The 23,112-nt window shown below is 64.0% G+C and carries 19 protein-coding genes and 1 pseudogene; 7 read left to right on the forward strand and 13 right to left on the reverse strand.

Annotated features, from left to right (window positions below; translation table 11 throughout):
• Positions 1-1,068 (forward strand): LysM peptidoglycan-binding domain-containing protein, encoded by a 1,068-nt coding sequence (locus XH85_RS03300; RefSeq protein WP_128930724.1) that lies wholly within the window; start codon positions 1-3, stop codon positions 1,066-1,068.
• Between the two features lie 79 nt (positions 1,069-1,147).
• Here the strand turns inward: XH85_RS03300 and XH85_RS03305 are convergent.
• Positions 1,148-1,453 (reverse strand): annotated as a pseudogene (locus XH85_RS03305) (transposase); the annotation flags it as partial.
• A gap of 276 nt (positions 1,454-1,729) precedes the next feature.
• Positions 1,730-2,248 (reverse strand): hypothetical protein, encoded by a 519-nt coding sequence (locus XH85_RS03310; protein ID WP_128930725.1) that lies wholly within the window; start codon positions 2,246-2,248, stop codon positions 1,730-1,732.
• A 384-nt stretch (positions 2,249-2,632) separates the two neighbouring features.
• On the opposite strand from XH85_RS03310, the gene XH85_RS03315 reads away from it, so the two are divergent.
• Positions 2,633-3,901 carry a Spy/CpxP family protein refolding chaperone gene (locus XH85_RS03315; RefSeq protein ID WP_128937079.1) on the forward strand — a complete coding sequence of 423 codons (1,269 nt, stop codon included), beginning with the start codon at positions 2,633-2,635 and terminating at the stop codon, positions 3,899-3,901.
• Here the strand turns inward: XH85_RS03315 and XH85_RS03320 are convergent, their stop codons facing one another.
• Entirely contained in the window at positions 3,902-4,729 is an 828-nt protein-coding gene (locus XH85_RS03320) for a hypothetical protein (protein WP_245473598.1), read from the reverse strand.
• A 240-nt stretch (positions 4,730-4,969) separates the two neighbouring features.
• Here XH85_RS03320 and XH85_RS03325 point away from each other — a divergent pair, with 240 nt between their 5' ends.
• Both XH85_RS03325 and XH85_RS03330 read left to right on the forward strand, forming a co-directional pair.
• Positions 4,970-5,200: an AbrB/MazE/SpoVT family DNA-binding domain-containing protein gene (locus XH85_RS03325; protein ID WP_091897901.1), complete on the forward strand. Its 231-nt coding sequence runs from the start codon at positions 4,970-4,972 to the stop codon at positions 5,198-5,200.
• Positions 5,197-5,601: a PIN domain-containing protein gene (locus XH85_RS03330; RefSeq protein WP_091897895.1), complete on the forward strand. Its 405-nt coding sequence runs from the start codon at positions 5,197-5,199 to the stop codon at positions 5,599-5,601. Before XH85_RS03325 ends, XH85_RS03330 begins: the two co-directional genes overlap by 4 nt.
• Positions 5,602-5,771: 170 nt before the next feature.
• Here the strand turns inward: XH85_RS03330 and XH85_RS03335 are convergent, their stop codons facing one another.
• Positions 5,772-8,219, reverse strand: coding sequence for an adenylate/guanylate cyclase domain-containing protein (locus XH85_RS03335; RefSeq protein WP_128930727.1), 2,448 nt, complete (start codon positions 8,217-8,219; stop codon positions 5,772-5,774).
• Between the two features lie 207 nt (positions 8,220-8,426).
• On the reverse strand, positions 8,427-10,478 hold the full coding sequence (locus tag XH85_RS03340; RefSeq protein WP_128930728.1) for an AsmA family protein: 2,052 nt from the start codon (positions 10,476-10,478) through the stop codon (positions 8,427-8,429).
• Between the two features lie 248 nt (positions 10,479-10,726).
• Between XH85_RS03340 and XH85_RS03345 the strand changes: the two genes are divergently transcribed.
• Positions 10,727-11,401 carry a Crp/Fnr family transcriptional regulator gene (locus tag XH85_RS03345; RefSeq protein WP_128930729.1) on the forward strand — a complete coding sequence of 225 codons (675 nt, stop codon included), beginning with the start codon at positions 10,727-10,729 and terminating at the stop codon, positions 11,399-11,401.
• A gap of 5 nt (positions 11,402-11,406) precedes the next feature.
• Here the strand turns inward: XH85_RS03345 and XH85_RS03350 are convergent, their stop codons facing one another.
• From XH85_RS03350 to XH85_RS03375, 6 genes are all read right to left on the reverse strand, one after another.
• Positions 11,407-11,691, reverse strand: a complete 285-nt coding sequence (locus XH85_RS03350; protein ID WP_128930730.1) for a type II toxin-antitoxin system RelE/ParE family toxin — start codon at positions 11,689-11,691, stop codon at positions 11,407-11,409.
• Positions 11,688-11,975, reverse strand: coding sequence for a hypothetical protein (locus XH85_RS03355; protein ID WP_128937080.1), 288 nt, complete (start codon positions 11,973-11,975; stop codon positions 11,688-11,690). Before XH85_RS03355 ends, XH85_RS03350 begins: the two co-directional genes overlap by 4 nt.
• A gap of 56 nt (positions 11,976-12,031) precedes the next feature.
• Positions 12,032-15,181, reverse strand: coding sequence for an efflux RND transporter permease subunit (locus XH85_RS03360; RefSeq protein ID WP_128930731.1), 3,150 nt, complete (start codon positions 15,179-15,181; stop codon positions 12,032-12,034).
• A complete protein-coding gene (locus tag XH85_RS03365; RefSeq protein ID WP_128930732.1) occupies positions 15,181-16,110 on the reverse strand; it encodes an efflux RND transporter periplasmic adaptor subunit in 930 nt (309 codons plus the stop codon). Before XH85_RS03365 ends, XH85_RS03360 begins: the two co-directional genes overlap by 1 nt.
• Before the next feature lie 158 nt (positions 16,111-16,268).
• Positions 16,269-16,940 (reverse strand): OmpA family protein, encoded by a 672-nt coding sequence (locus XH85_RS03370; RefSeq protein ID WP_128930733.1) that lies wholly within the window; start codon positions 16,938-16,940, stop codon positions 16,269-16,271.
• Between the two features lie 145 nt (positions 16,941-17,085).
• A complete protein-coding gene (locus XH85_RS03375) occupies positions 17,086-18,618 on the reverse strand; it encodes a caspase family protein (RefSeq protein ID WP_128930734.1) in 1,533 nt (510 codons plus the stop codon).
• A 377-nt stretch (positions 18,619-18,995) separates the two neighbouring features.
• Here XH85_RS03375 and XH85_RS03380 point away from each other — a divergent pair, with 377 nt between their 5' ends.
• The gene (locus tag XH85_RS03380) at positions 18,996-19,802 is read left to right on the forward strand and encodes an N-acyl homoserine lactonase family protein (protein WP_128930735.1); all 807 of its coding nucleotides are present in this window, start codon (positions 18,996-18,998) and stop codon (positions 19,800-19,802) included.
• A 288-nt stretch (positions 19,803-20,090) separates the two neighbouring features.
• The gene (locus XH85_RS03385) at positions 20,091-21,530 is read left to right on the forward strand and encodes an IS1182 family transposase (protein ID WP_128930736.1); all 1,440 of its coding nucleotides are present in this window, start codon (positions 20,091-20,093) and stop codon (positions 21,528-21,530) included.
• 321 nt (positions 21,531-21,851) lie between these two features.
• Here the strand turns inward: XH85_RS03385 and XH85_RS03390 are convergent, their stop codons facing one another.
• Both XH85_RS03390 and XH85_RS03395 read right to left on the reverse strand, forming a co-directional pair.
• Positions 21,852-22,325 (reverse strand): hypothetical protein, encoded by a 474-nt coding sequence (locus tag XH85_RS03390; protein WP_128930737.1) that lies wholly within the window; start codon positions 22,323-22,325, stop codon positions 21,852-21,854.
• A 284-nt stretch (positions 22,326-22,609) separates the two neighbouring features.
• On the reverse strand, positions 22,610-23,008 hold the full coding sequence (locus XH85_RS03395) for a hypothetical protein (protein ID WP_128930738.1): 399 nt from the start codon (positions 23,006-23,008) through the stop codon (positions 22,610-22,612).
• Positions 23,009-23,112: the final 104 nt, after the last annotated feature.

Here is a 23,112-nt window from a genome sequence, read left to right on the forward strand (position 1 = left end):
ATGATCACCGCATCCAAGGCCTTCATTGCCTTCTGTCTGCTCGCGGTGGGCGGCACCGTGCTGGTGATCGGCCCCACCGAACTGCGCCGCCTGCTGCCGGGCGAGGCGAAGACCGAAGTCGCCGCCAAGCCGGAGGCCAAGGCCGAAGCCAAAGTCGATGCCAAGATCGAGCCCAAGTCCGAACCGAAGGTCGAAACCAAGCCCGCGCTGAAGCCGGAACCCAAGCCGGAAGAGCAAAAGCTTGGCGCCAGCGCGCCGCCGGCACCGGCCGCATCGCCGGCGCCCGAGCCGAAGGCGGGCGCGCTGGCCGAGACGCAGAAGCAGGTCACGGCACTGGCGGATCTCGCGCCGGTCAAGCCGCTGCCGGCCGCAAGCGATGCGGGTCCCCGTTTCGACGTCGCGCGCATCGACGATCATGGCGAGGCGGCGGTGATCGCCGGCCAGGCCACGCCGGGTGCGAAGGTGGAGTTGCTGCGCGACGGCAAGCCGCTCGACACCGTCACGGCCGATGCGTCGGGCCAGTTCGTGATGACCCCGCCGCAGCTTCCCGCCGGTTCCTATGAGCTGACCCTGCGGGCGAAATCGACCGACGGGACCGTCACGCAATCCAGCCGCAGCATGCCGGTGACGATCGCCGAGGCCGCGCCGCCGCCGGCACCCGCCGCGCGGCAAGAAGCGAAACAAGAGGCGAAGCGGGCCGAGAAGACCGACGACAAGCCTGAAGTCGTGGCCTCCTTGCCCTCGGCGTCGCCACACTTGGCCTCAGCGCCCGACAGGCCCGCGGCTCGGCCCAGATTGATGGGTGCTCCGAAGCCGAAGGTAATGACCCGGGCAGCGGGGACGGCTGTCGCATCGGCTTCCCCCGCGGACGCACTCAGTGGCACACCTGCGGAAGCGGGTGGCAGCCGTGTGATCTCCCGCGGCGACAGCCTGTGGGCGCTCAGCAAGCTCGCCTATGGTGACGGCGCCCGCTACGCCGTGATCTTCAACGCCAACCGCAACAAGATCCACAATCCCAATTTGATCTATCCCGGCCAGACCTTCGTGATGCCGCCAAAGGCGCAGTGACGGGCACGGTCTTCCCCTCCCTCTCGCCACAAAGCGGTCCGCAAGCAGGGAGAGATAAGCGGCATTAGGTAGCAAACTCGAAAATCGCGATCGCCAAGAGGTAGTCGCGGATTGGCAGCTTACGGCTGGCGAAGATCGTGCCCGACGTGACGCTGAATTGGTGGTTGCAACCCTTGCACTTGAAAAGCCTGCGGGTTTGGTAGGTGTAAACAGCGACACAGCCGCACTTGGGGCAAAACGGCTCGCCGTTAGTGACGGCCCAGCGGATCAGTTTGAAGGTCTGATAGGCTTCCTCGTCCGACAAACGGGCGACTTTCGCTAAACTTAGCGACCTCGCCTTACGAAAAACAGCGCGGCATCGTCGTGCCGCGCTAGCTAATTTTATATCGAACTGCTATTTTATAGTGACCGATCGGAAGAATGGTGGACCGGTTGGGGATTGGACCCAAGCTTGCACAGGTGGAAATCCGGCGAGCGGCACCAGCCCCGGCCCGTCCGAGAAGCTACCAGCCACGCTGCAACGTGACGGATAGCCTCTCCCGCGTACTCGATAGCTCTATGTTGTCATGTACCACCTACCTTTCGAGCCGCCCCTAGCGGCTTCCACACTTGGTTAGACTGCGATCTACCGGGGCCTTGCGGCCCCGGATTTCGTTGAATCCTACTTCTCCCAACTCGCGTATTCTTCGGCCACAGCGTCATGGTCCTCCGCAGTTGGGTACAGAGGTTCCACAGGAAGCGATTGCCTCGGCTTCTTTACGTTCGGATACCAGGCGAGCAGCCCAAATTGGCCGTTCGGCAGCTTGTGAAACAGCGCCGTATTCTTAGCGAGCGAATTGCGAAGGGACTTCTGTGCAATGTCGTCTGACTTGGTATCGAATTCATAGCCCCCCTTAGTAAGGGCCTCGAATATCTCCTTGATGGTCGCCGCCCCTAGATTTTGAGCGCGGCGCATCTCCAGAATCGTCCGCACTGATCCCGCAAGCGGCTGGCCATAGAATTGATCCGACCGAATCTGCGTCGGTACTGCCGACGAGGCGACCTCAAGTGCATACGCGGGCGGCCTGCCCACCGCGCCGCAGAGCGTATTGACCGTTTCCTTCTTCTTACGAAGCGCGGCCTCGTCCGAGGTGATCTCGGCAGCAAGCTCGCTAATGACCTGATCAACAGTCTTGGACATGGCGTCCGTTTCCGGGGTTGCGATTTCCCCTAGGTACACGATGTCGGGTTCCGTTGCAAACTAGACTTCTAGGTCTTTCATGGCTATTCACACTCTTGGTGTTGTTGCGATTTCTACAACAAATTCCGTATATTGATTGTCAACGTAGTTTTGAACCTCGGATTAGACCGACTCCCTAGAGTCAAAAGCCCGCTTCTAGGCGGGCTGATTCGGCAACCTGATTCTTGGTTTTGGTGAGTTTGCTACCTAATGCCGGCGATAAGCTCGCCCGCGACGCTTTGCCCTGTGTCGCTCCGGAACTATCGGTTCCCCCGCGCGTCATTGTGATGCGACGCAGTGCGCGCTTGGCGTTGGGAGGAGGCCGAGGTGGTCAGGTCAGTTTTCATGTCCGGACGCATGGGACTGGCGCTGGCGGGCGCTGTCCTCATGTTTGGGGCAGTGCTGCTGCCTGACAAGGCCGAGGCCCAGTTCGGATTGCGCGGCGGTCCGCTCGGCGTGGCACGTTTTGCCGTCGGCCACATGATCGGCCTGTCGCGCTTGCGCCAAGCCCGCATGGCGGTGCGCGGCGGCCGATACCGCTCGGCCGCGCTGAGGTCGCAGGATCCCCGCGGCGCCGAGCGCGGCCAGCCGGCCAACCCTTACGTCCTGCGTGCGGCGCTCACCGCGCAGGCCGCGCTGTCGGGCTGGCAGGGCGGTCGCCGTCCGCAGGGCTGGTGGCGCCATCCCGATGGCAGCTATGGCTGGGTCGGCCCGGTGTTCTGGCCGTTCGCGCATGACGATCTCACCACCGCGATCATCTTCGGCGACACTACCAGCCTCTCGCTCTATGGCTATGGCGACATCTATGCCGCGATCTTCACGCCTTATGCGGCCACGGAGCTTGCCGCCTACACTGCACCGCAAGGCCGGCGCGCGCGGCGCACCCCGTCCGCGGAGACTCTTTGCGAAACCAGCGACACCGGCGGTCTGCCCGTCGAACGCATCACTGCCGCCGTAGCGCCGAACGAATCGCAGCGCACCGCGCTCGACGAGCTCGCATCCGCCTGGAACGCTGCGCGCGACACCATCCGGGCCGCCTGCCCGGCGCAGGCCCCGGACACGGCCGCCGAGCGCCTCGGCCTGATGCGCGAGCGGCTCGAGGCCATGATCAAGGCAATTGACGCGGTCGCGCCGCCGCTTGCGAAATTCGTCGGCCTCCTCAAGGACGACCAGAAAGCCAGACTCAATGCGCTCGGCAATGAGCGTCGCGCCGCGCTTGCCGCGGCTCAGCCCAAGGACGCGCAGGCGGCCGCCGCGTGCAAGCCGGGCTACGATCCCCGCTACGATGAAAAGGCGCAGCGCCAATACGAGCAGCTGGTGCAGCAACAATGGCCCGCGAATGACATCGCTTCCACGCTCAAGCTCGACGAGACCGCCCGCGCCCGCTTTGAGGTGCTCCAGGATACCACGCTGCGCACCATGGAGACGCTGAGCGCCTGCCCGGCGGAAACCGCCGCGACACCGCAGGCCCGCCTCGCCGCCGTGAAAGCGCGGCTGGAGACGATGCTGCAAGCGGTCGGCGGCATCAGCGATGCGCTCGACGATTTCGAGGCGGACTTGAGCGATGAACAGAAGGCCGGGTTTGAGGCGATTGGGCCGAAGCGGGGGGCGTGATCACCCGCACGCCCAGTCGAACTTCATATCCCTGAAGTCGAGCTGCGCATTGCCGCCGCCAAAATTGTAGCCGCCGAAATATTCCTCGAACTCGATGTAGAACGGGCTCATCTCCGGCGCCGCCTGGCACGGCCGCATGGTGCCGCCGAGATGGTTGTGGGCGTGGTCCTTGCTCCAGTCGTGCAGGCGGAAATTGTCGCGGCCCGGCACGCCGCCGACGTAATAGTAGTAGGGCTGATAGCCGGTCGGCGCCTTCTCGCGTGTGTGCTCATCCTGCGGGCCCTTGCCGGCGTTCGGATCGCTCGCGCGCGGCGTCAAGGCAATCGCGCGATTTTCAATGAGAGCAGCGCGCGGAGCGCTGGCGAACATCTTCTGCCCGTAAGGCGGCGCGGCCTCGAAGAAGGCGCTGGCGCCGCCGACGTCGAGCCAGCGCGGCCGCTCGGCCGTCGCAAGTGCAATCGGCGCCGGCGGGCTCGCGAACGCGCCCTCATATTCGGCCTTGGTGAGCAGCAGCGCGGCATATTCATAGTCGAGGATGTCGGTCATCCGCGACAGCCGCGGATGCGCTGATAGCGCCAGCACGGCCTCGCGGATTTCGGGATCATCAGGCGCGCCGCCGTCATTGTGATCGGGCGCGGTGGCAAAGAACGACACCGCGGCGATGTCTTCGCCATGCACGCGATAATCCTCCGGCAGCAGAAGCGTAAAACCGTGCATCAGCGGATAGCCGCTGACCGGATCGAGCGGCCATTGCTCGGATGTGATGCCCGGCGGCAGCCCATAGACCCAGCCATGATCGCGCGCGCGGTCGGCGGGACGGTCCAGCATCTGCAAATCATAAGCACGCGAAGGCAAGGCAAACGCCACAGGTCGTCTCCATCCGGATTTTCGCGAAGCGAGGATTGGTCGCAGGGACGCGGGATATGGTTCGTGGGAGGGTGAATTGCGCGAGATCCTCGGCTTCGCCGGCGCGCCTCCCAAGACGAAGGCATCGGCTGCAGGCCTCTTGAGGAGAAATGATATCCGTTTTATGATATACAGTAGCTGATGTATATCATGGAGGGTCCCGTGCTCGTTTCCAAATGGGGAAATAGCTTGGCGGTTCGCCTGCCCAAGGCGCTTGTCGAGGCTCTGAATCTTTCGCCCGGCGACGAGCTCAACGTGGTGGAGGCCTCGAAGGGCCGGCTCGCAGTAGAGAAGATCGACAAGCGAGCGGAATTTCTCAGGCAGGTGGAGCAGTTCCAGTTTCCCCTGCCCGAAGGCTACAAGTTCGATCGCGATGAGGCGAACGAGCGGTGAGCGCCTTCTTCGACAGCAATATTCTGATCTACGCCTATTCGACCGACACAAAGCGCCAGCGAGCGCTGAACACGATTGCTGGCGGTGGTGTCATCAGCGCGCAGGTGCTCAACGAGTTCACCAACGTGTTGCGTAAGAAGCAGAAGCAGGATTGGCCAATGATCGAGGCAGCTGTGCAGTCCCTCCGCTTTCGCTTTCCCGACATCTTGCCGCTGACATCACACACGCACGCCGCGGCGCTTGCGCTTGCCAGCGGTCACACCCTTGCCTTTTATGATGCGCTGATCGTCGCTGCGGCGGTCGAGGCCGGCTGCGACACGCTCTACAGCGAAGACCTGCAACACGGCCGCAGCATCGGCGGGCTCACCATCGTCAATCCGTTTCTCGGGAGCGCACCGTGAACGCCCAGACTCACGTCGCCAAGATCTGGAATTTTACGCATCTGCGCGATCAGCCTGAGCGCCCGATCATGTCAAATCACGCCAGCACCCGCGCGAGACCCGTCTAACTCATTGATCTCACAGACCCCACCTACTGTGCATGGGGTTGTTTTTCGACTTTTTTGTTTTGGCTAGCCTCGCCGCCGCGCCGCCGCGGCATCCACCACGTTCGCCATCTCCTCGCGCCAGTTCAAAATCTCCATCGCCAGCACGGGGTGATTGAAGCCCTTGAGCTGGAGGTCGTCGAGCGCGCGGGCTTCGACCCACGGTTCGACCATGCCGTAGACGCGGCGGCTCACCACGATCTGGTTGGGCTTGGCCTCGCCGCAGAGGCGGGAGGCGAGGTTGGTGACGCTGCCGATCGCGGCATATTCCAGCCGCTGCTCGAAGCCGACCTGGCCGAGCGTCGCGTAGCCGAGCGCAATGCCGATGCCGAAGCCGAGGCTATGTCCGCGGTTGCGCCAGCGCTCGGTCAGCGGGCCGATGGTGTCGCGCATCTCCACCGCCATCTTCACCGCGCGCTGGATGTGGTCCTCGAATTGAATCGGCGCGTTGAACAGGATCATCACGCCGTCGCCGGCATATTTGTCGAGCGTGCCCTCATATTTGAAGATCAGCTTGCCGAGTGCTGCGTGATATTCGCGCAGCACGTTCATCGCCTCTTCCGGCTCGGTCGCTTCCGTGAACGCGGTGAAGCCGCGCAGGTCGCAGAACACCACGGTCACCTCGCGGCGTTGGCTGGTGAGCAGCCCCTCGGGGCTGTCGGAGGAGGCGATCAGCTGCGCGACCTGCGGCGCCAGGAAACGCTCGAGCTTGCGGATGCGCTCGATCTCGCCGAGCTGGGTCTTGACGCGCGCCTCCAGCGACTTGTTCCAGTCCTTGAGCTGCTCGGTCTGCTCGCGCAGCTTGTCGGCCTGGGCGCGCACGGTCTCGTTCGCCGTCTCCAGCGCGTGGCTCTTGTGGTCGACCTCGGTGAACAGCCGCGCATTGCGCATCGCCAGCACCGCCTGGTTGGCGAAGGTACGCATCAGGCCGATGATGCTGGGGGCGAATGCGCCGCTGGCACGGCGCAGCACCACCAGCGAGCCGAGCGTGCCCTGCTGGTCGACCAGCGGCACCACCAGCACGGAATGGAAGCCGGCATTGACGGCAGCGTCGCGCAGCGGCTGCTCGGTGGCATCGTCGAGATCGGCCAGCGCGATCGGCTCGCCGCTCCCTGCCGAATCGCTCAGGATGTTCTCGCCTTCGTCGATGGTGACATGCGCGCCCTCGGCCGATTTGCCGATGCCATTGGCCTCGACCAGGTTGAAGCGGCGCGCTTCCGCGTCATAGCCGTAGATCAGCACGGCATCGGCACGGGTGATCTCGATGGCGCGGGCCGCGATCGTCGGCAGCACGGCATTGAGATCGAGCGAGGAGGCGACCGCGCGGCCGACCTCTTCCAGCACCTTGAGCTCGTGGATCGACTGCGCGAGATCGCGGGTGCGCTCCTCGACCTTGGTCTCCAGGTTCGAATAGGTCTCCTGGATCTGATCGGCCATGCGGTTGAATTGGCCGGCGAGGTCTTCCAGTTCGTCGGAGGTGTGGACGTCGATGCGGTGGCTGAAATCGCCCTCGCCGAGCTTGTGCGCGCCGTCGCGCAGCGCCGTGATCGGGATGATCATGCGGCGGGCGAGCAGCGTGCCGGCGAGGATCGCGACCATCAGGCCCATGCCGATCAGCAGCGCGATGCGCACCAGCTGGTCGCGGATCGGCATCAGGGCCTGCGTGGTCGGCTGCTCGAACAGCACGCTCCAGCCGAGCTTCGGCACCGTGCTCGCGGCGCTCATCACCGCATGGCCGTTGAAGTCGGTGCCCGACGTGTCGGGGTCGCGGCCGGGTGCGATCGCGGCCGCGACCTGCGGCAGCTTCGACAGGTCCTTGCCGATGTCGGGCCCTTTCGAGGATGTCGCCAGCACGCGGCCGCGCGGATCGACCACATAGGCGAACGCGGCCTTGCCGACCTGGGCGTCGGACAGGAAGTCGGAGAGGAAGCTGAGATCGATCTCGGCGACCGTGACGCCGGCGTTGAAGCCGGAATGCGCCACCGAGATCGACATCAACGGGGTCCGGTCGGCGAACCAGGCCGGCGCGTAGCTGACGCCGCGGGCGACGGTGTCGGTGAAGCGCATGTCGCGGGAGAGGTCGGCATTGCTCCCGGTCGTGGTCGACTGGCGCGAGACGCGCAGCACCTCGCGGCCCTCGCCATTGAGCTGGAACAGCTGGTTGACGACTGAGACCTGGTGCAGGAGCGAGGCGTAGTCGGCACGGCGCTTTTCGAGCGTGTCCTGGCTCGCCCGCGTCACCCAGCTGATCTGGCGCTCGAGCTCCGAGATCGATTGCTCGATCCGCCGCGCTGCGCCTTGCGCCTTGTCCTCCAGCCCGTCGGTCAGCGACGTCCGGGTGGCGCGGTAGGAGATCCAGGTCTCCATCGCGCCGTTGACGGCGAGCACGAACACGACGAGGCCGACGAGGGAGACGACATATTTGGCGAACAGGCCCTCGCGCAGAAACCGTGTCTTGTCGTTCGCTCCTGCCATCCCGATCCTCTCGCGCCGCCATTGACGCTGCGCGCTGCCGGCCGTACGGGCCCTTTCGAGCCCGTTCTACCACAATTTGGGCCAGGGGATTGCCGAGCGGCCGGCCGAGCCGCCGTTGTGGTTACCCGCTATGGACGCCAGAAGCGGTGACAAAGGGGCAGGTGGAAAAGCGGTTGAATTGCCGCAGCCTGCGCGTTGGTCCGCCCCTCATCGATTGAAGAGCTGCCGCAGCACGTCGTTCATTGGCTGACTGTCCTGCTGCGCGACCGGCGGGTCCTCCGGGGCTGGACCGGAAGGTGAGGCCTGTGGGGCCGGCGTGGATGATGTCGCCGGCAGGCTGCGGCTGCGGCCGGCGCCGGTGTTGGATCCCGCACCGCTGGAAAGCCCCTGCTGGATCAGATTGCCGATGGCTTCGCCCAAGGGGCCGCCGAGCAGATTGTTCTGTCCCGGCTGCTGACCTTGCGGATTGGCATTGCCGGTCGCGTTGCCGCCGCCCGGCGTGGTGCCGCCCAACCCGAGGCTGCCCAGGATATTGCCGAGCCCGGCGCCATCAGGGCCGAACAGGCCCTTGCCCATCTCGCGCAGCTTGGCATAGGCGGCGTCCGGATTGTCCAGCACACCGGCCATGTCTGGATAGATCCGCGGCTGCGACCAGGTGCCCTGGATCATCACGGGAATGCCGAAGCCGACCGGATCGGAGGTGCGACCCTGGCCCTCGGTCGTCATCACGAGCTTGGGCTCGACGCGGAAGCCCATCATCTTGGTGTCGAGGGCGATGGTGCCGGCGCCGGTCACGCGCACCAGCGGTCCGATCAGATTGAGATCGGTCGTCACCGCCTGGCCCTTGTCGATGTGGAACGAGGCCGAGAGCTGCGACAGGTCCGTGCTCTGCTCCTGGCCGGGGTCCTGGCTTTCTTGCCAGCCGGACAGCGTGCCTGTGGTCAGCGAGCGGATCATCTGCGCAACGTTGATGCCGCGGATCGCGCCGTCCTGAAAATTGACGAAGGCCGTGCCCTGCATGTTCGCCATCAGCGCGCGCTGGCTAGTGCCGGCGCTGCGCAAAGCGAGCTTGGCCTGCAACTTGCCGTCGATCCGGTCGAATTCGGCAAGGCCCTGCAGCAGCGGCCGCGCGCGCACGCCGACGAGATCGGAATGCATGGCAAAGCTCGGCGCGCCGGTGGTCGCATCCAGGATCACCTCGCCCGAGACCTGGCCGCCATAGGCGCCGAGATTGGCGGTGCCGGCCTTCAGTACGCCGCCGGCGAGTTTTGCATCGAGCGCGAGCGGCGAAAGATGGGCATCGCCGATCACGGCTTCGTTCGCGGAGATCCTGACTTGCGCATCGACATAATTGAGCCCGGAGACGTCGATCGGCGCATTGCTCCAGGGTTGTCCGGCCGTGCCTTCCGGCGATTTCGCCAGCGGAATCGCGAGCCGCTGGAAGTCGAGATCGACCTTGACCAGCGGCTTGCTCGCGATGTCGACCGAAGCCCAGCCGTTGAAGGCGCCGTCGCCGAGCCTGCCGTTCACGCCGTTGATCATCACGACATCGCCGCTCAGCCGCATCTCGGCGTGACCTGCGAGCTGGGATTTCAGCACGTCAGGCATGTCGATGGCGAAGTCGACCGGAATCGTCGGCCGGTCGCCGGGCGCCGTCGGTGGGGTTGCCTTGATATCGAACTTGGTCGGGTGCTCGCCGACGCGCGCGGTGCCGGTGATGTTGACCTTGCGGTCGCCGCCAACGACGGCATCGGCATTGATGGCGCTGATGCGGCCCTCGACGCGATCGCGTATCCGCGCGAATGCCACCTCGCCGTCGATGACCTTGACGCGGTCGATGGTCGCACCGCTCGTGTCAAGTGCGAGCGGCTTCGACGCGGTGCCGGCATTCGGCAGGCGCTCACGCAGCAACGGCTGGTAGAGCACGGGATGGGTGACGACGAGCTCGCTGATCGCAGGCCGGCCCGACCACACGCTGGAGAGCGACATGTCGGCCTGCACGCTGTCGACCGTCAGGCGCGTGATGCCGCTGCGGTCCTTCGGGTCTTGCAGCGTGAGGTCGTTCAGGGTGACGTTCAGCGTCGGCCACAGGCTGATCTTGGTAGTGCCGTCGATCGACAGGCGATAGCCGGTCGCGCTCTCGACCCGCGCGGCAATCGTCGAGGTCAGGAAGCCGGACGGGATTCCGACCACCAGCAGGACCGCGATCGCGATGATGACGACAGCCAAAGCCGCGCCGGCGAATTTCAGTGCTCTCATGTCGACTTCCCAACGACGGACGATCGGCAGCGAACCCGGCGGATTAACCGTCCTTTGCGCCCGTCTTTTGTGCCTGAGTTTATCCCGGGACGGGAAGCGGCTCCAAGCGCGCAAAAATAGTCGGGGGGTGCTGCAAAGTTATGTGACTTATGACACACTTCTCCGGCGCGGTTTTACGCGATCCTGATGTTGATGGTTCCAAGCGATTTGCCAAGGACATTCACGAGTAAATTGACGAGGACATTGAAATGAGCAAGCAGGCCGAATTTGCGGTCATCCTGAAGATGAACGCGATGTTCGCGGATCTCGGTGCGGACGAACTCCAGCGGCTGTCCAATCTCTGCCACACCCAGCATCTGGGGAGCGGCGAGGTGCTGTTTCAGAAAGGCGATCCCGGAAACGCGCTGTTTGGCGTGCGCCGCGGCCAGGTCCGCATCGAGACCGGCGCCTCCGACGGCAGCCGGCTGACGCTGAACTTCATGGGGCCGGGCGACCTGTTCGGCGAGGTCGCGGTGCTGGACGGCCAGAGCCGCACGGCGGATGCTACCGCAGGTGAGGCGAGCGAATTGTTCGTGCTGCGCCGCGAAGATTTCCTCGGTTTCCTCGAGCGCGAGCCAAAGGTCGCGATCAAGATCATCGCGCTGCTCTGCCAGCGCATCCGCTGGCAGAGCGAGCGCATGGAGGAATCCATGCTGCAGCCGCTGCCGGTGCGGCTGGCGCGGCGGCTCTGCGCGCTCGCCGCCGATTTCGGCTCCGAGGTTCACATCTCGCAGGAACAGCTTGGCGTCTTCGTCGGCGCCGCCCGCGAGAGCGTCAACCGCCAGCTCCAGGCCTGGCGCAAGGAGGCGATCCTGGATCTCCAGCGCGGCCGGATATTGCTGCGGAACATGACCAAGCTGACCGCGATCGCGCGGAACGAGTAGAGACTTCAGGTGCGTTCCTCACGACCGTGCCAGAGCCGAGTGATGAGAATATCGCCCGACTCCTCAACAATGACGTATCGCACGATGTAACCGGAAGAACCGAACCGGACGATAATCTGGCGGATGCTGTCATCCTCCGTTGGTTTGCCAAGGGATGGGAATTCCGACAGCCGATCGATGGCTGTCCAGATTAATCGCAGGGCACGTGTCGCGGCTTCGGGATTGACTGCGTCAAGGAAGCTTCGCAGCCGCTCAATATCCTCCAGAGCGGCCGGCGAAAGCAGGATCATTTGGTCTTGCGTGGTTGTGGGCGAGGCAGCTCGTTGGCTGAACCCCAGCTTGCCACCCATGCTTTGACGTCGTCGAGGGGCACGGCAAGTCCGGTGCGCTTGAATTCCTCATAGCGATCGCGATCCTCTGCGAGATCCGGACCTGAAAGGTCGATGACTGAATCCAGCAGCGCGACGGCCTCGGCGAGCACCGTTGCAACATCCTTGCCGCGCTCAGAGGCGATCTCCCTGAGACGGGCATCAGTGTCAACGTCGATTTCAAGCGTGCGGCTTACGAGGTTCATGCTCAAAAGATAACACTTCACCTGCGCATGTCGAGCCCGCTATCGCGGGGAAATATCTACTCCGCCGCCGGGTGCACGATTTTCTTTGGCGTTGGCCCCGCTTCCGCTGGCGCCGCTCCATAATGCTCCGTGGTCTCCGCATCCTCGCTGTGCACGATCAGCCGCTTGGCAAAACGCCAGATCAGGGCGCCGAAATCGTCCATCACCATGAACATTGCCGGCACGAACACCAGCGACAGGATGGTCGAGAAGATCAGGCCGCCGATCACCGCGAGCGCCATCGGTGAGCGGAACTCGCCGCCGGCGCCGACCGCGAGCGCGCTCGGCATCATGCCCGCGGCCATTGCGATCGTGGTCATCACGATCGGGCGGGCGCGCTTCATGCCGGCATCGATCATGGCCTCCTCGCGCGGCTTGCCGGCGTGAATGGATTCGATGGCGAATTCCACCAGCATGATCGCGTTCTTGGTGACGATGCCCATCAACATCAGGATGCCGATCCACACCGGCGTGGTGAGCTGCTTGCCGGTGACGAGCAAGGCGGCGATCGCGCCGCCGATCGAGAGCGGCAGCGAGAACAGGATGGTGATCGGCTGCAGGAAAGTGCCGAACAGCAGCACCAGCACGGCATAGACCATCATCAGGCCGGCCGTGATCGCGGTCGCAAAACCGTCGGACAATTCGTTGAGGCTTTCGGCGTCGCCCGAGGGTGAGACTTTCACGCCTTTCGGCAGACTCTTCATCACCGGCAGCTCGTAGATCTTCTTGGTGGCATCGCCGAGCGCGGCGGAGCCAACGAGGTCGGCCGCGACGGTCGCCTGTCGCTCACGATCGTAGCGGTTGATGCTGGTCGGGCCCTGGTCGAGCTTGACGTCGGCAATGACCGAGAGCGGCACACCGCCCTTCTCGCCGTGCTCGCCGAGCGGCACGCGGAGCTGCTCGAGCGTCTTCAGATTGCCGCGCGCAGCATCCTCGAGCTGAACGCGGATCGGCACCAGGCGGTCGCCAACGTCGAACTTGGCGAGTGCAGGCCCGACGTCGCCGATGGTGGCGACGCGGATGGTCTGCGACAGGCTTTCGGTCGAGACGCCGAGGCGCGCGGCGAGATCGGCGCGCGGCTCGATGCGCAGCTCGGGCCGCTCCAGCGAGGTTTCCGAGATCACGTTGGAGATGGTGGGAATGCGCTTCATCTGCGTCGCAAGCTCGCTCGCGACGTTGTTGACGATGTTGGGATCGACACCGGTCACCACCAGCGAGATCGCGCGCAGGCCGTTCTCGTCCAGGAACCAGAAGCGGATGTCGGGAACGTTCTCCAGCTCCTGGCTGATCGAGAACTCGAGCTCGCGCTGAGTGATGTCGCGGCTGTCCTTGGGCGTGTAGTTGATGATCAGGGCGGCGCGCCGGACTTCCTGGGTGCCCGGCGGGACGCGCCCGCCGTCGACGAAGATGCTCTTCACCTCGGGCCGCTTGCGCAGGCGCGCGACGATGTCCTCGGTGACCTTTTCGGTATAGGCGAGCTGAGTGCCCGGCGGCAGCTCGAGCGCAAGCAGCGAGCGGGCGCTGTCCTGCGCCGGCAGGAAGCCCTGCGGCAGCAGCGTGATGCTCCAGATCGAGGCGGCGAAGATGCCGAGTCCGATCAGCACCGTGATGAAATAGTGCCTCACCGACCAGGCCACGATTCCATGATACGACCGCAAAATGCGGCCGGGCGGCGGCTCCTCATGCGAACTGTGCTTGAGGAAGTAGGCTGCCAGCACCGGAGTGACGAAGCGGGCCGCGAGCAGCGAGAAGAACACTTGCACCGAAACGGTGATGCCGAACTGCTTGAAGAACTGCCCGGCGATGCCCGACATGAAGCTCGCGGGTGCGAAGATCGCGATGATGGTCAGCGAGATCGCGATCACCGCGAGACCGATCTCGTCGGCGGCCTCTAACGCGGCACGATAGGGCGACTTGCCCATATTCATGTGCCGGACGATGTTCTCGATCTCGACGATGGCATCGTCGACCAGAATACCTGTCGAGAGCGTGATGGCGAGGAAGCTGACGAGGTTGAGCGAGAAGCCGAGCAGGTCCATCGCCCAGAACGCCGGGAAGATCGACAGCGGCAGCGAGATCGCGGCGATGATGGTCGCGCGCAGGTCGCGCAGGAACAGGAGCACGATGACGACGGCGAGGATGGCGCCTTCGAACAGGGTCGAGATCGCCGCGTGGTAATTGCCCTTGGTATATTCGACCGAGGTGTCGATCAGCTTCAGGTCGACGTCGGGATAGGCGGTTTTCAGCGCGTCGATGCGCTTCTGCACGGCCTCGGCCACTTTCACGTCGCTGGCACCCTTGGAACGCTTGATGCCGAGCGCGACCACCGGCTCGCCGTTGAAGCGGGCGAAGGTGCGGCGATCGGCGATGGTGTCGGTGACAGTGCCGAGATCGTCGAGCCGGACCTCGCCGCCGCCGAACAGCGGGATCATGGTGCCGGCAAGATCGCCCAGCGTCTTGGCGCCGGCGAGCGTGCGGATGGCCTGGTCGTTCTTGCCGATCTCGGCGCGGCCGCCGGCGACGTCGACATTGGTGCCGCGCAGGCTCTGGCTGACATTGACCGCGGTCAGCCCCATCGCCTGCAAACGGTCGGGATCGAGCGAGACCAGGATCTCGCGCTCGACACCGCCGATGCGCTCGACCTGGGCGACGCCGCGCACGCCTTGCAGCGCGCGCTTGACGACGTCGTCGACGAAATAGGAGAGCTGCTCAGGCGTCTTGCCGGGCGAGATCGCGGCATAGGTGACGATCGGCAGGCCGATGACGTCGACGCGCTGGATCAGCGGCTCGGTGACGTTCTGCGGCAGGTTGGAGCGCACGCGCGTCACCGCGTCCTTGACGTCGTTGAGCGCGCGGTCCGTGTTGGTCTCCAGCGCAAACTGGATCGTGGTGACCGACAGGCCGTCGGTGATCGAAGAGGTGATGTGCCGCACGCCCTCGACGCCGGAGACCGCGTCTTCAACCGTCTTGGTGACCTGGGATTCGAGCTCGGCTGGCGCTGCGCCGAACTGCGAGACCGCAACCGAGATCACGGGGATGTCGGCCGACGGCAGCCGTGTGATCGCGAGCTTGGTGAAGGAGGTCCAGCCGAGAACCAGCAGGATGATCGAAAAGACGACAGACGGCAGCGGATGACGTATCGACCATGCCGAGATATTAAGAGCCATCAGCGTACCCGCGTGCGATCGAGTTCATCGGCGAACATGGTTTTGATCTGGTCGCCATCATGGAGCGAAGAGCCGGCGTCGGCGACGACGATTTCGCCGACCTCGAGCCCTTCCAGGATTTCCGTCGCGCTGTCGGACGACAGTCCGACCCGCACCTTGCGCGTCTCGACAATATTGCCTTTGACGACTTGCACGGTGAGATGGTCGATCGCGGTCTTGGGGATCGAGACGCCGCAGCTTCGCTTGGCGTCGATCGAGGCGCGCGCGAATACGCCGACCTTCAGCGAGGGATTGTTGGTGACGCTGATGCGGACGCGCCCGAGCTGGGTCGTGCGGTCGATTTCGGGCGCAACCAGCCGGACTCGGCCGATCAGATCAGGCGCGTCGTCGCGGCTGATGCGCACGGTCGCGCCGGAGCTGAGCTTGGGCATGTGAACCGCCGGGACTTGGGCGTCGAGCTCGATCTCGTTGTTGACGGCGATGCGGAACACCGGGCCGGCCTGCGGCGAGGCCGGCGCGCCGACGATGGTGCGGACCTCGGTGACGAGGCCCGGCGCGGGCGCCTTCAGCGAGATCGGGCCTTGCGGGCCGGGGCGCTGCGGCTGGCCCGGGATCTGCGGTGGCGCGGTCAGGCGCGCCAGCTCCTGATTGTCGGTGACAGTGGTGCCTTCGGTGACGAAGAGGTCCGTGACCCGCGAGCCTTCCTGGTCGGCGACGACCACGGCCTCGCGGCGCGGCACGAAGAAGCCGGTCACCCGCACGAGGTCGGAGAAGCAGGCATTGGTCGACTTCGTCACGATGACGAGCGCCTCGCCCGGCGTTTCCTTCGCCTCGGGGCGGCGCCGATGCTCGAACAGATAATAGCCGATGCCGAGCGCGACGACGAACGCCACCGTTCCGGCCGGCTTGAGATATGCGGAAAGGTTCATCGCCGGATCACCCTGGCCTGGCTCACGGCCGTCCGTACGAGGCCTATCGAGAGCGTTTCCCCGAAATAAAGCGGCGTCCCGCAAGGCTGCGGGACGCGCTTTGGAAGCGAGACGTTACACCACATCACGACGTGTCACTGCAAAGGATTGCGTCGTGCTTACTTCGATGCGGTGGTCTTGTTTTCCATGTTGACCACCTGCACGCGGCGGTTGACCTCCGCCATCGGCTGGCTCGGATCCTTCAGCTTGCTCTTGCCATAGCCGACGGTGACGAGGTCGGTCGCCGAGATGCCGTACTTGTCGACGAGGTAGCGCTTGATCGAATCCGCGCGGCGCTCCGACAGGTCCTGGTTGTAGGCTTCGCCGCCGGCGGCGTCGGTGTGACCGGCGACCACGAAGGTTGAGCCCTTCAGGTCGGGGCTGGTCAGCGCGCGACCGAGCGCCTGCACCGAAGGCATCGATTTGGTGCTGATATTGGCGGAGTTGTAGTCGAACGTGATCTCGAGATCGATGTTCGGCTTGTCCTTGGCGACTGAGGCGATTTCCTCGCGCTCGGTCGACGACAGCGAGCGTGTCGAGCGGCCGCGCACGGACTGGATCAGCTTGGTCTCCGCCGCGTTCGGCGCGGGATCGGCCTGCGGGGCGATCGAGAGGCCGCGGGTCAAAGGCTTCTTCGGCGGCGGCGCGAGTGCGCGGACGATCTCGTCCTCGGTGACGTTCTTGCTGTTACTTTCGTCGCCCGCGAAGGCGGGCGAAGTCGGCAGCGACAGAGCGGCGCCGATGGTGATGATGGACAGGATCGCGGTCAGTCCCTTTGCAGCCAATTTCATAGCAGTCCCTCCTGCGCAGCCAGCTCGCGCATTTCCAAATTCCTGCAACAAGCCCTCGGGAAAGGCCCCCTTGCGGCATCCGCCCATTAGTCTTCCTTGGGCTGTTGAAGGTTCGAGGCGTCTGCTGCCTCAACCCAAAAAAATATCAACGCACTCCGTAGCTTGTGAATTCCTGAACGATGTTTGGATCCATCGCCTTGGCATTGGCGATGTCGAGCGCGCCTTCCTGAGCGGACCCGTTGCGCTGCTTGGCGAGGCCGCGTCCGTAGAGCGAGGACGTCAGGCGCGGGTTGATCCTCAGGGCCGCGTCGAAATCGGCGATGGCGTTCTTGACCGCTCCCGATTTCAGATTGACGAGCCCGCGGCTGTCCAGCGCATCGACGAAGTTCGGCCGCAGCCGTAGCGCCTCGTTGCAATCCTTGAGCGCGCCCTGGAGATCGCCGACCACGGTGCGAGTCCAGCAGCGGTTGTTCAGTGCCTCGACGTCCTTCGCGTTGATGCGGAGCGTATCGTCGAAATCCTTGATGGCGAGGTTGTAGGCGCCCTTGCTGGCATAGACCTGGCCACGCCGGTACAGCGCGTTCACGTCGTCCGGATTGGCGGCAATCTTGGCCGTCAGGCTCTTGATCGTGGGGTCGTCAGCCAGCACGGCGGGGCTCGGTCCGCTGTCCGTGCTCGGCGCGGGACCGGGATCAACCGGCTTCACGGGCGGCGGCGGTGGCGGCAGGGCGGCTTCGACCTGCGGCTTCGGCGAGGCGGCCGGTGCGGGCGCAGGGGGAGCGGGAGGAGGTGCAGGAGCCGCAGCCGTGTCGGCCGGCTTCGGGGGCGAAGGCGGCGTCGGCGGCGCGGGTGGTGCCGGCGGCGGGTTGTTGGCGACCATGGCCGGCGGCGCGGGTGGCGGCGTCGTTGACGGACGCGATCCGCCGGCCCCCGGAATGAACGAGAAATCTTCGGCCAATGAAGAGGATATCCACGGCACCTGCTCGCCACGCGAGGCGCGGGTGACGCCCATCTTGGTGCGGTTCAGCGTCTCCTCGGCCATCAGGTCGGGGACGCGGATTTCCTTCAGCAGTTCCTGGACGAACAGGCTGTGCTCGCCACCAGCGTCCGAGACCACAGAGGCCAGTGCGGCCGAATACATCACCAGCGTGCCATTCGGCGCGATGACTGGGGTCAGGCCGGCCGAGAAGCTGCGGAACCGGCGCTCGAACGGGTTGCGCCTGGAGGCGTCGATCAGCGCGATCTTGACGCCCGCGCCGCGGGTATTGAGCTCGCCGAGCACGGTCTCCAGGCTGAAACCATCGCGGCGCACGTCGGATTCGGTCCAGATCTGCGCATCGACCGGCAGCATGTAGCTCTGACGCGCGGACTGGATGCCGAAACCGCTGAAGAACACCAGCGCGACCGAGCCCGGCTTGATCTTGCCGTAGAGCTTGTCGAGGGCGCGGCGCATCCCGTCGCCGGTCAGGTTCTCGCCGATCTCGACGGAAAAGCCGTCGCGCTTGAGCTCGTCGGCGACGTCGCGCGCGTCATTGATCGGTTCCTTCAGCGGGGCATCCGCATCCGGATATTTGGCGTTGCCGATCACCAGCGCAAAGCGGTCGCCAGCCGCAAGTGACGGGGCAGTCGGAACAAGCGAGATCAGCAAAGTCAGCAGAAAAAGGAAGCGAATTTTCATAATCAGCGCGGTCCAGCCAAAAAGGCACCGTTCCCAGCTTGCGCCGCGGCGACCTTAACTTTCGCTCCATGCATTATCAGACCCGGGATGGGGGGCGTCAACCGCTTGGAGATTCGACTTTATCGCGACGATCGACCGCAAGGCATGGCCGTGCTGCGAGGGGAATAAAGAGGCTGTCATGGTTGCACCCGATGCGATCTGGCTCGATCCTGTCCGCGGGACGTTAGGGCAGCCAGGGCGACTAAAATGTGATTGGTCTCACATTGCGGGACCGCGGTCGTCGCAACCTCAGGTGTTTGACCTTTGCGACGGACAATGGCTTGGTCCGCCGGCTCGTCTCTGGTCCACTCAGAAAAAGCAAAACAAAGAGCTGCGTCATGGGAAACGTCTATGAGATCTACGCACTGCGCTATGCGACGATGTCGCCGCGCACCCCCCACATGAACTTCCTCGTGCCCGACCCGCATGACAGCGCGGCGCAGGACCTCGACTATTTCGTCTGGCTGATCCGAGGGCACGGTCGCGACATCCTGGTCGACACCGGCTTCAACGCCGAGGAGGCGAGCGCGCGGGCGCGCAAGCTGACGCTCAATCCGGTCGACGCGCTGGAGCGCTTCGGCGTCGCCGCGGCCGCGATTCGCGACGTCATCGTGACGCATCTGCATTACGACCACGCCGGCAATCTCGATCGCTTCCCGCATGCGCGCTTCCATCTCCAGGAGCGCGAGATGGCCTACGCGACCGGCCGCTGCATGTGCAACGGCCTCTTGCGCCATCCGTTCTCGGTCGAGCACGTCACGCAGATGGTGCGCCATGTCTATGGCGAGCGCGTCACCTTCTGTTCCGGCGATGGCGAGGTCGCGCCCGGCGTCACCGTGCACCGCGTCGGCGGCCATTCCGACGGCTTGCAGGTGGTGAGGGTCGAGACCGCGCGCGGACCGGTGGTGCTGGCGTCCGATGCCGCGCATTACTACGCCAATCTCCAGCGCAAGAGCCCGTTCCCGATCGTCTACAATGTCGGCGATATGGCGCAAGGCTGGGAGACCATCGAGCGCCTCGCCGGTCACCCTGATCGATTCATTCCCGGCCATGATCCGATCGTGACGGAAATCTATCCCCGCGCCAGCGACAAGGTCGATGCGTGGGCGCTGCACCTGCCGCCGTTGAGATCGTTTGCGAAATAGCCTGACGCAGACCCTCATCCTGAGGCGCGCGCTCTTGCGCGCGTCTCGAAGGATGAAGGCCGAGATGCAGCTGAGGGGCCTTCATGGTTCTCGCGGCGATGCGAAGCATCGTCCCGCGAGACGGCGCTTGCGCACCTCCGGGATCGAACTAGGGCGGCGCCCGGCACGTCAGCAGCCGGTGCCAGACCGGACGCGGTGGCGACGCGGCCAAATCGACGCGAATGACCCTGGCTGTGTGAAAACGCTGGGCTGCTGTTATGATTCTCCTGTGATTCTATGGGGGAATCGATGAGGCGCTTCGTTGAAGAGGCGGATCGTGGGCAGCGGACGCTGTTGCCTGAATGCCTCGATGATTTCATTGACGAGAACAACCCTGTTCGCGCGATCGACGAGTTTGTCGATGCGCTTGATCTGGCCGAGATGTGCTTCGGCGGAGTTGCGCCGGCGGCGACTGGCCGGCCGTCGTATCACCCCTCGGTTCTCCTGAAGCTTTACATCTACGGCTATCTGAACCGGGTACAGTCAAGCCGGCGGCTGGAACGAGAGGCTGGACGGAACATCGAGGTGATGTGGCTGCTGGGTCGGCTTGCTCCTGATCACAAGACGATCGCGGACTTCCGCAAGGACAACAGCGTCGGGCTGCGTAAGGTCTGTGCGCGTTTTGTCGAGCTCTGCCGCGGGATGGGTCTTCTCACGACGGCGAGCGTCGCCATCGATGGGAGCAAGTTCAAGGCCGTGAACAACCGGGACAGGAACTTCACGCGCGCGAAGGTGGAGCGGCGGCGTGCTCAGTTGGAGGAGAGCGTCGCGCGCTATTTGAGCCAACTTGACACGGCCGACCGACAGCAGCCGAGCGAGGCGCTGGCGGCGAAGGTGACGAGGCTTACCGAGAAGCTGACGAAGCTGAAGGGGGAGATGGGCAAGCTTGCTGCCTATGAGAAGCAGATGCTTGCTTCGCCGGATCAGCAAATCTCCCTGACCGATCCGGATAGCCGTTCGATGGCAACCAGTGGCCGCGGATCCGGCGTTGTCGGCTACAATGTCCAAGTCGCCGTCGATACCGACAATCACCTGATCATCGCGCATGAGGTGACGAACAGCGGCTCAGATCGGGCACAACTTGCCAATATGGCCAGGCAGGCGAAGGCTGTTCTGAAGGCTGAGACGCTCGAGGCCGTTGCCGATCGCGGCTACTTCAGCAGCCCGGAGATCCTCGCCTGCCACGAGGCCGGCATCACGGTAACTCTGCCTAAGCCGATGACTTCGGGCGCCAAGTCGGACGGACGCTTCGGTAAGCAGGACTTTGTCTATTTGCCGGAGGAAGACGCCTATCGTTGTCCGGCCGGGGAGCGATTGCCGTATCGCTATACAAACGAAGAAGCCGACAAGATGCTGCGGCGATACTGGACCAGCGCCTGTAAGAATTGCTCGATCAAACCCCAGTGTACGCCCGGGTCAGAGCGACGGATCACGCGATGGGAGCACGAGGATCTGCTCGACGCCGTGCAGCAGCGGCTCGATGCGAACCCGCTCGCTATGCGCCTTCGTCGCGAGACTGTCGAGCACCCGTTCGGCACGATGAAGGCACGCATGGGAGCAACGCACTTCCTGACCAAAACCCTCCCAAAGGTAGCCGCCGAGATGGCCCTCTCGGTTCTGGCCTACAATCTGACCCGAGCAATGAATATCCTCGGGATCAGGCCGCTGATCGCCGCGATCGCGGCCTGAGACCGGACCAGTTTTGGCAAGACTGATGGTCCTGTAAGGCCGTTTTTACACGGCCAAGACCCACAAGAGACATCGATTGCTCGGAGTGCTACATACCAGCCGAGGATGCGGGAACCAGTTGCTTGTGCGGTCACCGATAGCTGCCGACGCTTTGAGCCTGTTGCCGTTTCTTGACGCCGGGATTGACAGTCGCGCCTATGACAAGGCGCAGCATCGGCAAAGGCTTTGCGCACGCAAGCCCATTGCCCGGAGGCCTTCCGCCTCCGGGCTTTTTTAATTGTCTTGGCGATCGCTAGTTTCAGTGTTCGACGAGACTTGGCGCTATTGCGCCTTCATGGTCCCGTTCGCATTGAAGTCGTTCTTCCGATCATATCCGGAGTCGTGCAAATTTTTCATATACTGAGCGTGGTCCTTGCTGCTCACACCGCCCGGAGCCATGGCGTAGGAATTAGCCGGGTAATAGCCATAGGAATTAGCCGGCCGGAATGGTGCCGTTGCAATCGCGCCTGCGGTATTGACTGCGCCAGCGGCGATCGCTCCGGCCGTTCCAATCGCGGCGCCGGCTGCATCGGCCGGCCAAAAGCCTGAACGCGCATAACCCGGACCATAATAGCCGTTGTTGTAAGCGCTATAAGCGCGGTTGTTCATGGCTTCGCGTTGAGCTGCCCTGGTCGCGCCGTAGGCGGAACCATAGTGAGGCCGGTGGCTATTCCGGTAGCTTTGATGAGTCCATGCCGAAGCGGCAGAAGTGGAGACAGTGAGGATAGCAAGACCAACAAGAATGGTTTTCTTCATGCTCAGCTCCTCTGAAGCGACGCATCATTCGCGCTAAACCGCCTCAGAGAGCCTTCGTTCCGATGCGCTAAAAAGTTTAGGTCCAGCTTGCTGCGTACTTGATTCTCATGCCGGGTTTTAGGGCCCAAATACTCGGACCCGCCGTTCCCTTGGCAGGATGACGATTGAGGCTACCTCAGTGTCGGCCTCCTCAGCGCGTCGCCGCGATGTCGCCTACTGGCCCTTTAGCTGACCTTTCGCATGCCTTGAGCGAACGTCCGCGAATGCCTCCAAGCCGACATTCGTCAGGCAGTGATATCGACAACTTCAAAGGATGGCTCCACTCCAGAGAGCACATCCATGCAGCCCCACCCGGTGATGAATTCGTACTGTCGAACGGGACGATGAATCTCCTTCCAGGTCTCCGACTGGCTGTCCGCGAAGGTCGAACCCTCCACGCGATAAGCGAAGTGCCTTGGAACTAACCTCTCGTTTTTCGTAGGCTGTTGCTCCGTACTGAGCGGCATTTCGTCCAAAAGGCGGACTATAGTGGCGCCGTTGAAACGAACGCGAAGCGCCTGACCCTCAGCGCTCGGAAGAACGAAGTCCGCCGAGAGGCTTTCTGCCTTCCACTTGATCGCGAGCAGGTCGCTCTTATCGCAGTCAAACGTCACGCCTGCGTCGATCGGAAAATACTTAGGCATGGCTTGCTCGGGTGGCACCAATCAGGCAGGGGCGTTCTACCATTTCCCCGCCTGTATGTCTGCTTGGGCCCGTGGCAGACCTTGTCGCGCAGCCCGCCGACCGT

Source organism: Bradyrhizobium zhanjiangense, assembly GCF_004114935.1.
GTDB lineage: Bacteria > Pseudomonadota > Alphaproteobacteria > Rhizobiales > Xanthobacteraceae > Bradyrhizobium > Bradyrhizobium zhanjiangense.

What these genes read in the sequence shown, in the direction of transcription:
- XH85_RS03375 (WP_128930734.1), bottom strand. Translation starts at nt 18,618, where the DNA reads ATGAAAATTCGCTTCCTTTTTCTGCTGACTTTGCTGATCTCGCTTGTT.
- XH85_RS03345 (WP_128930729.1), top strand. Translation starts at nt 10,727, where the DNA reads ATGAGCAAGCAGGCCGAATTTGCGGTCATCCTGAAGATGAACGCGATG.
- XH85_RS03315 (WP_128937079.1), top strand. Translation starts at nt 2,633, where the DNA reads ATGTCCGGACGCATGGGACTGGCGCTGGCGGGCGCTGTCCTCATGTTT.
- XH85_RS03395 (WP_128930738.1), bottom strand. Translation starts at nt 23,008, where the DNA reads ATGCCTAAGTATTTTCCGATCGACGCAGGCGTGACGTTTGACTGCGAT.
- XH85_RS03300 (WP_128930724.1), top strand. Translation starts at nt 1, where the DNA reads ATGATCACCGCATCCAAGGCCTTCATTGCCTTCTGTCTGCTCGCGGTG.
- XH85_RS03335 (WP_128930727.1), bottom strand. Translation starts at nt 8,219, where the DNA reads ATGGCAGGAGCGAACGACAAGACACGGTTTCTGCGCGAGGGCCTGTTC.
- XH85_RS03310 (WP_128930725.1), bottom strand. Translation starts at nt 2,248, where the DNA reads ATGTCCAAGACTGTTGATCAGGTCATTAGCGAGCTTGCTGCCGAGATC.
- XH85_RS03355 (WP_128937080.1), bottom strand. Translation starts at nt 11,975, where the DNA reads ATGAACCTCGTAAGCCGCACGCTTGAAATCGACGTTGACACTGATGCC.
- XH85_RS03380 (WP_128930735.1), top strand. Translation starts at nt 18,996, where the DNA reads ATGGGAAACGTCTATGAGATCTACGCACTGCGCTATGCGACGATGTCG.
- XH85_RS03360 (WP_128930731.1), bottom strand. Translation starts at nt 15,181, where the DNA reads ATGGCTCTTAATATCTCGGCATGGTCGATACGTCATCCGCTGCCGTCT.
- XH85_RS03370 (WP_128930733.1), bottom strand. Translation starts at nt 16,940, where the DNA reads ATGAAATTGGCTGCAAAGGGACTGACCGCGATCCTGTCCATCATCACC.
- XH85_RS03340 (WP_128930728.1), bottom strand. Translation starts at nt 10,478, where the DNA reads ATGAGAGCACTGAAATTCGCCGGCGCGGCTTTGGCTGTCGTCATCATC.
- XH85_RS03365 (WP_128930732.1), bottom strand. Translation starts at nt 16,110, where the DNA reads ATGAACCTTTCCGCATATCTCAAGCCGGCCGGAACGGTGGCGTTCGTC.
- XH85_RS03390 (WP_128930737.1), bottom strand. Translation starts at nt 22,325, where the DNA reads ATGAAGAAAACCATTCTTGTTGGTCTTGCTATCCTCACTGTCTCCACT.
- XH85_RS03350 (WP_128930730.1), bottom strand. Translation starts at nt 11,691, where the DNA reads ATGATCCTGCTTTCGCCGGCCGCTCTGGAGGATATTGAGCGGCTGCGA.
- XH85_RS03320 (WP_245473598.1), bottom strand. Translation starts at nt 4,729, where the DNA reads ATGCTGGACCGTCCCGCCGACCGCGCGCGCGATCATGGCTGGGTCTAT.
- XH85_RS03385 (WP_128930736.1), top strand. Translation starts at nt 20,091, where the DNA reads ATGAGGCGCTTCGTTGAAGAGGCGGATCGTGGGCAGCGGACGCTGTTG.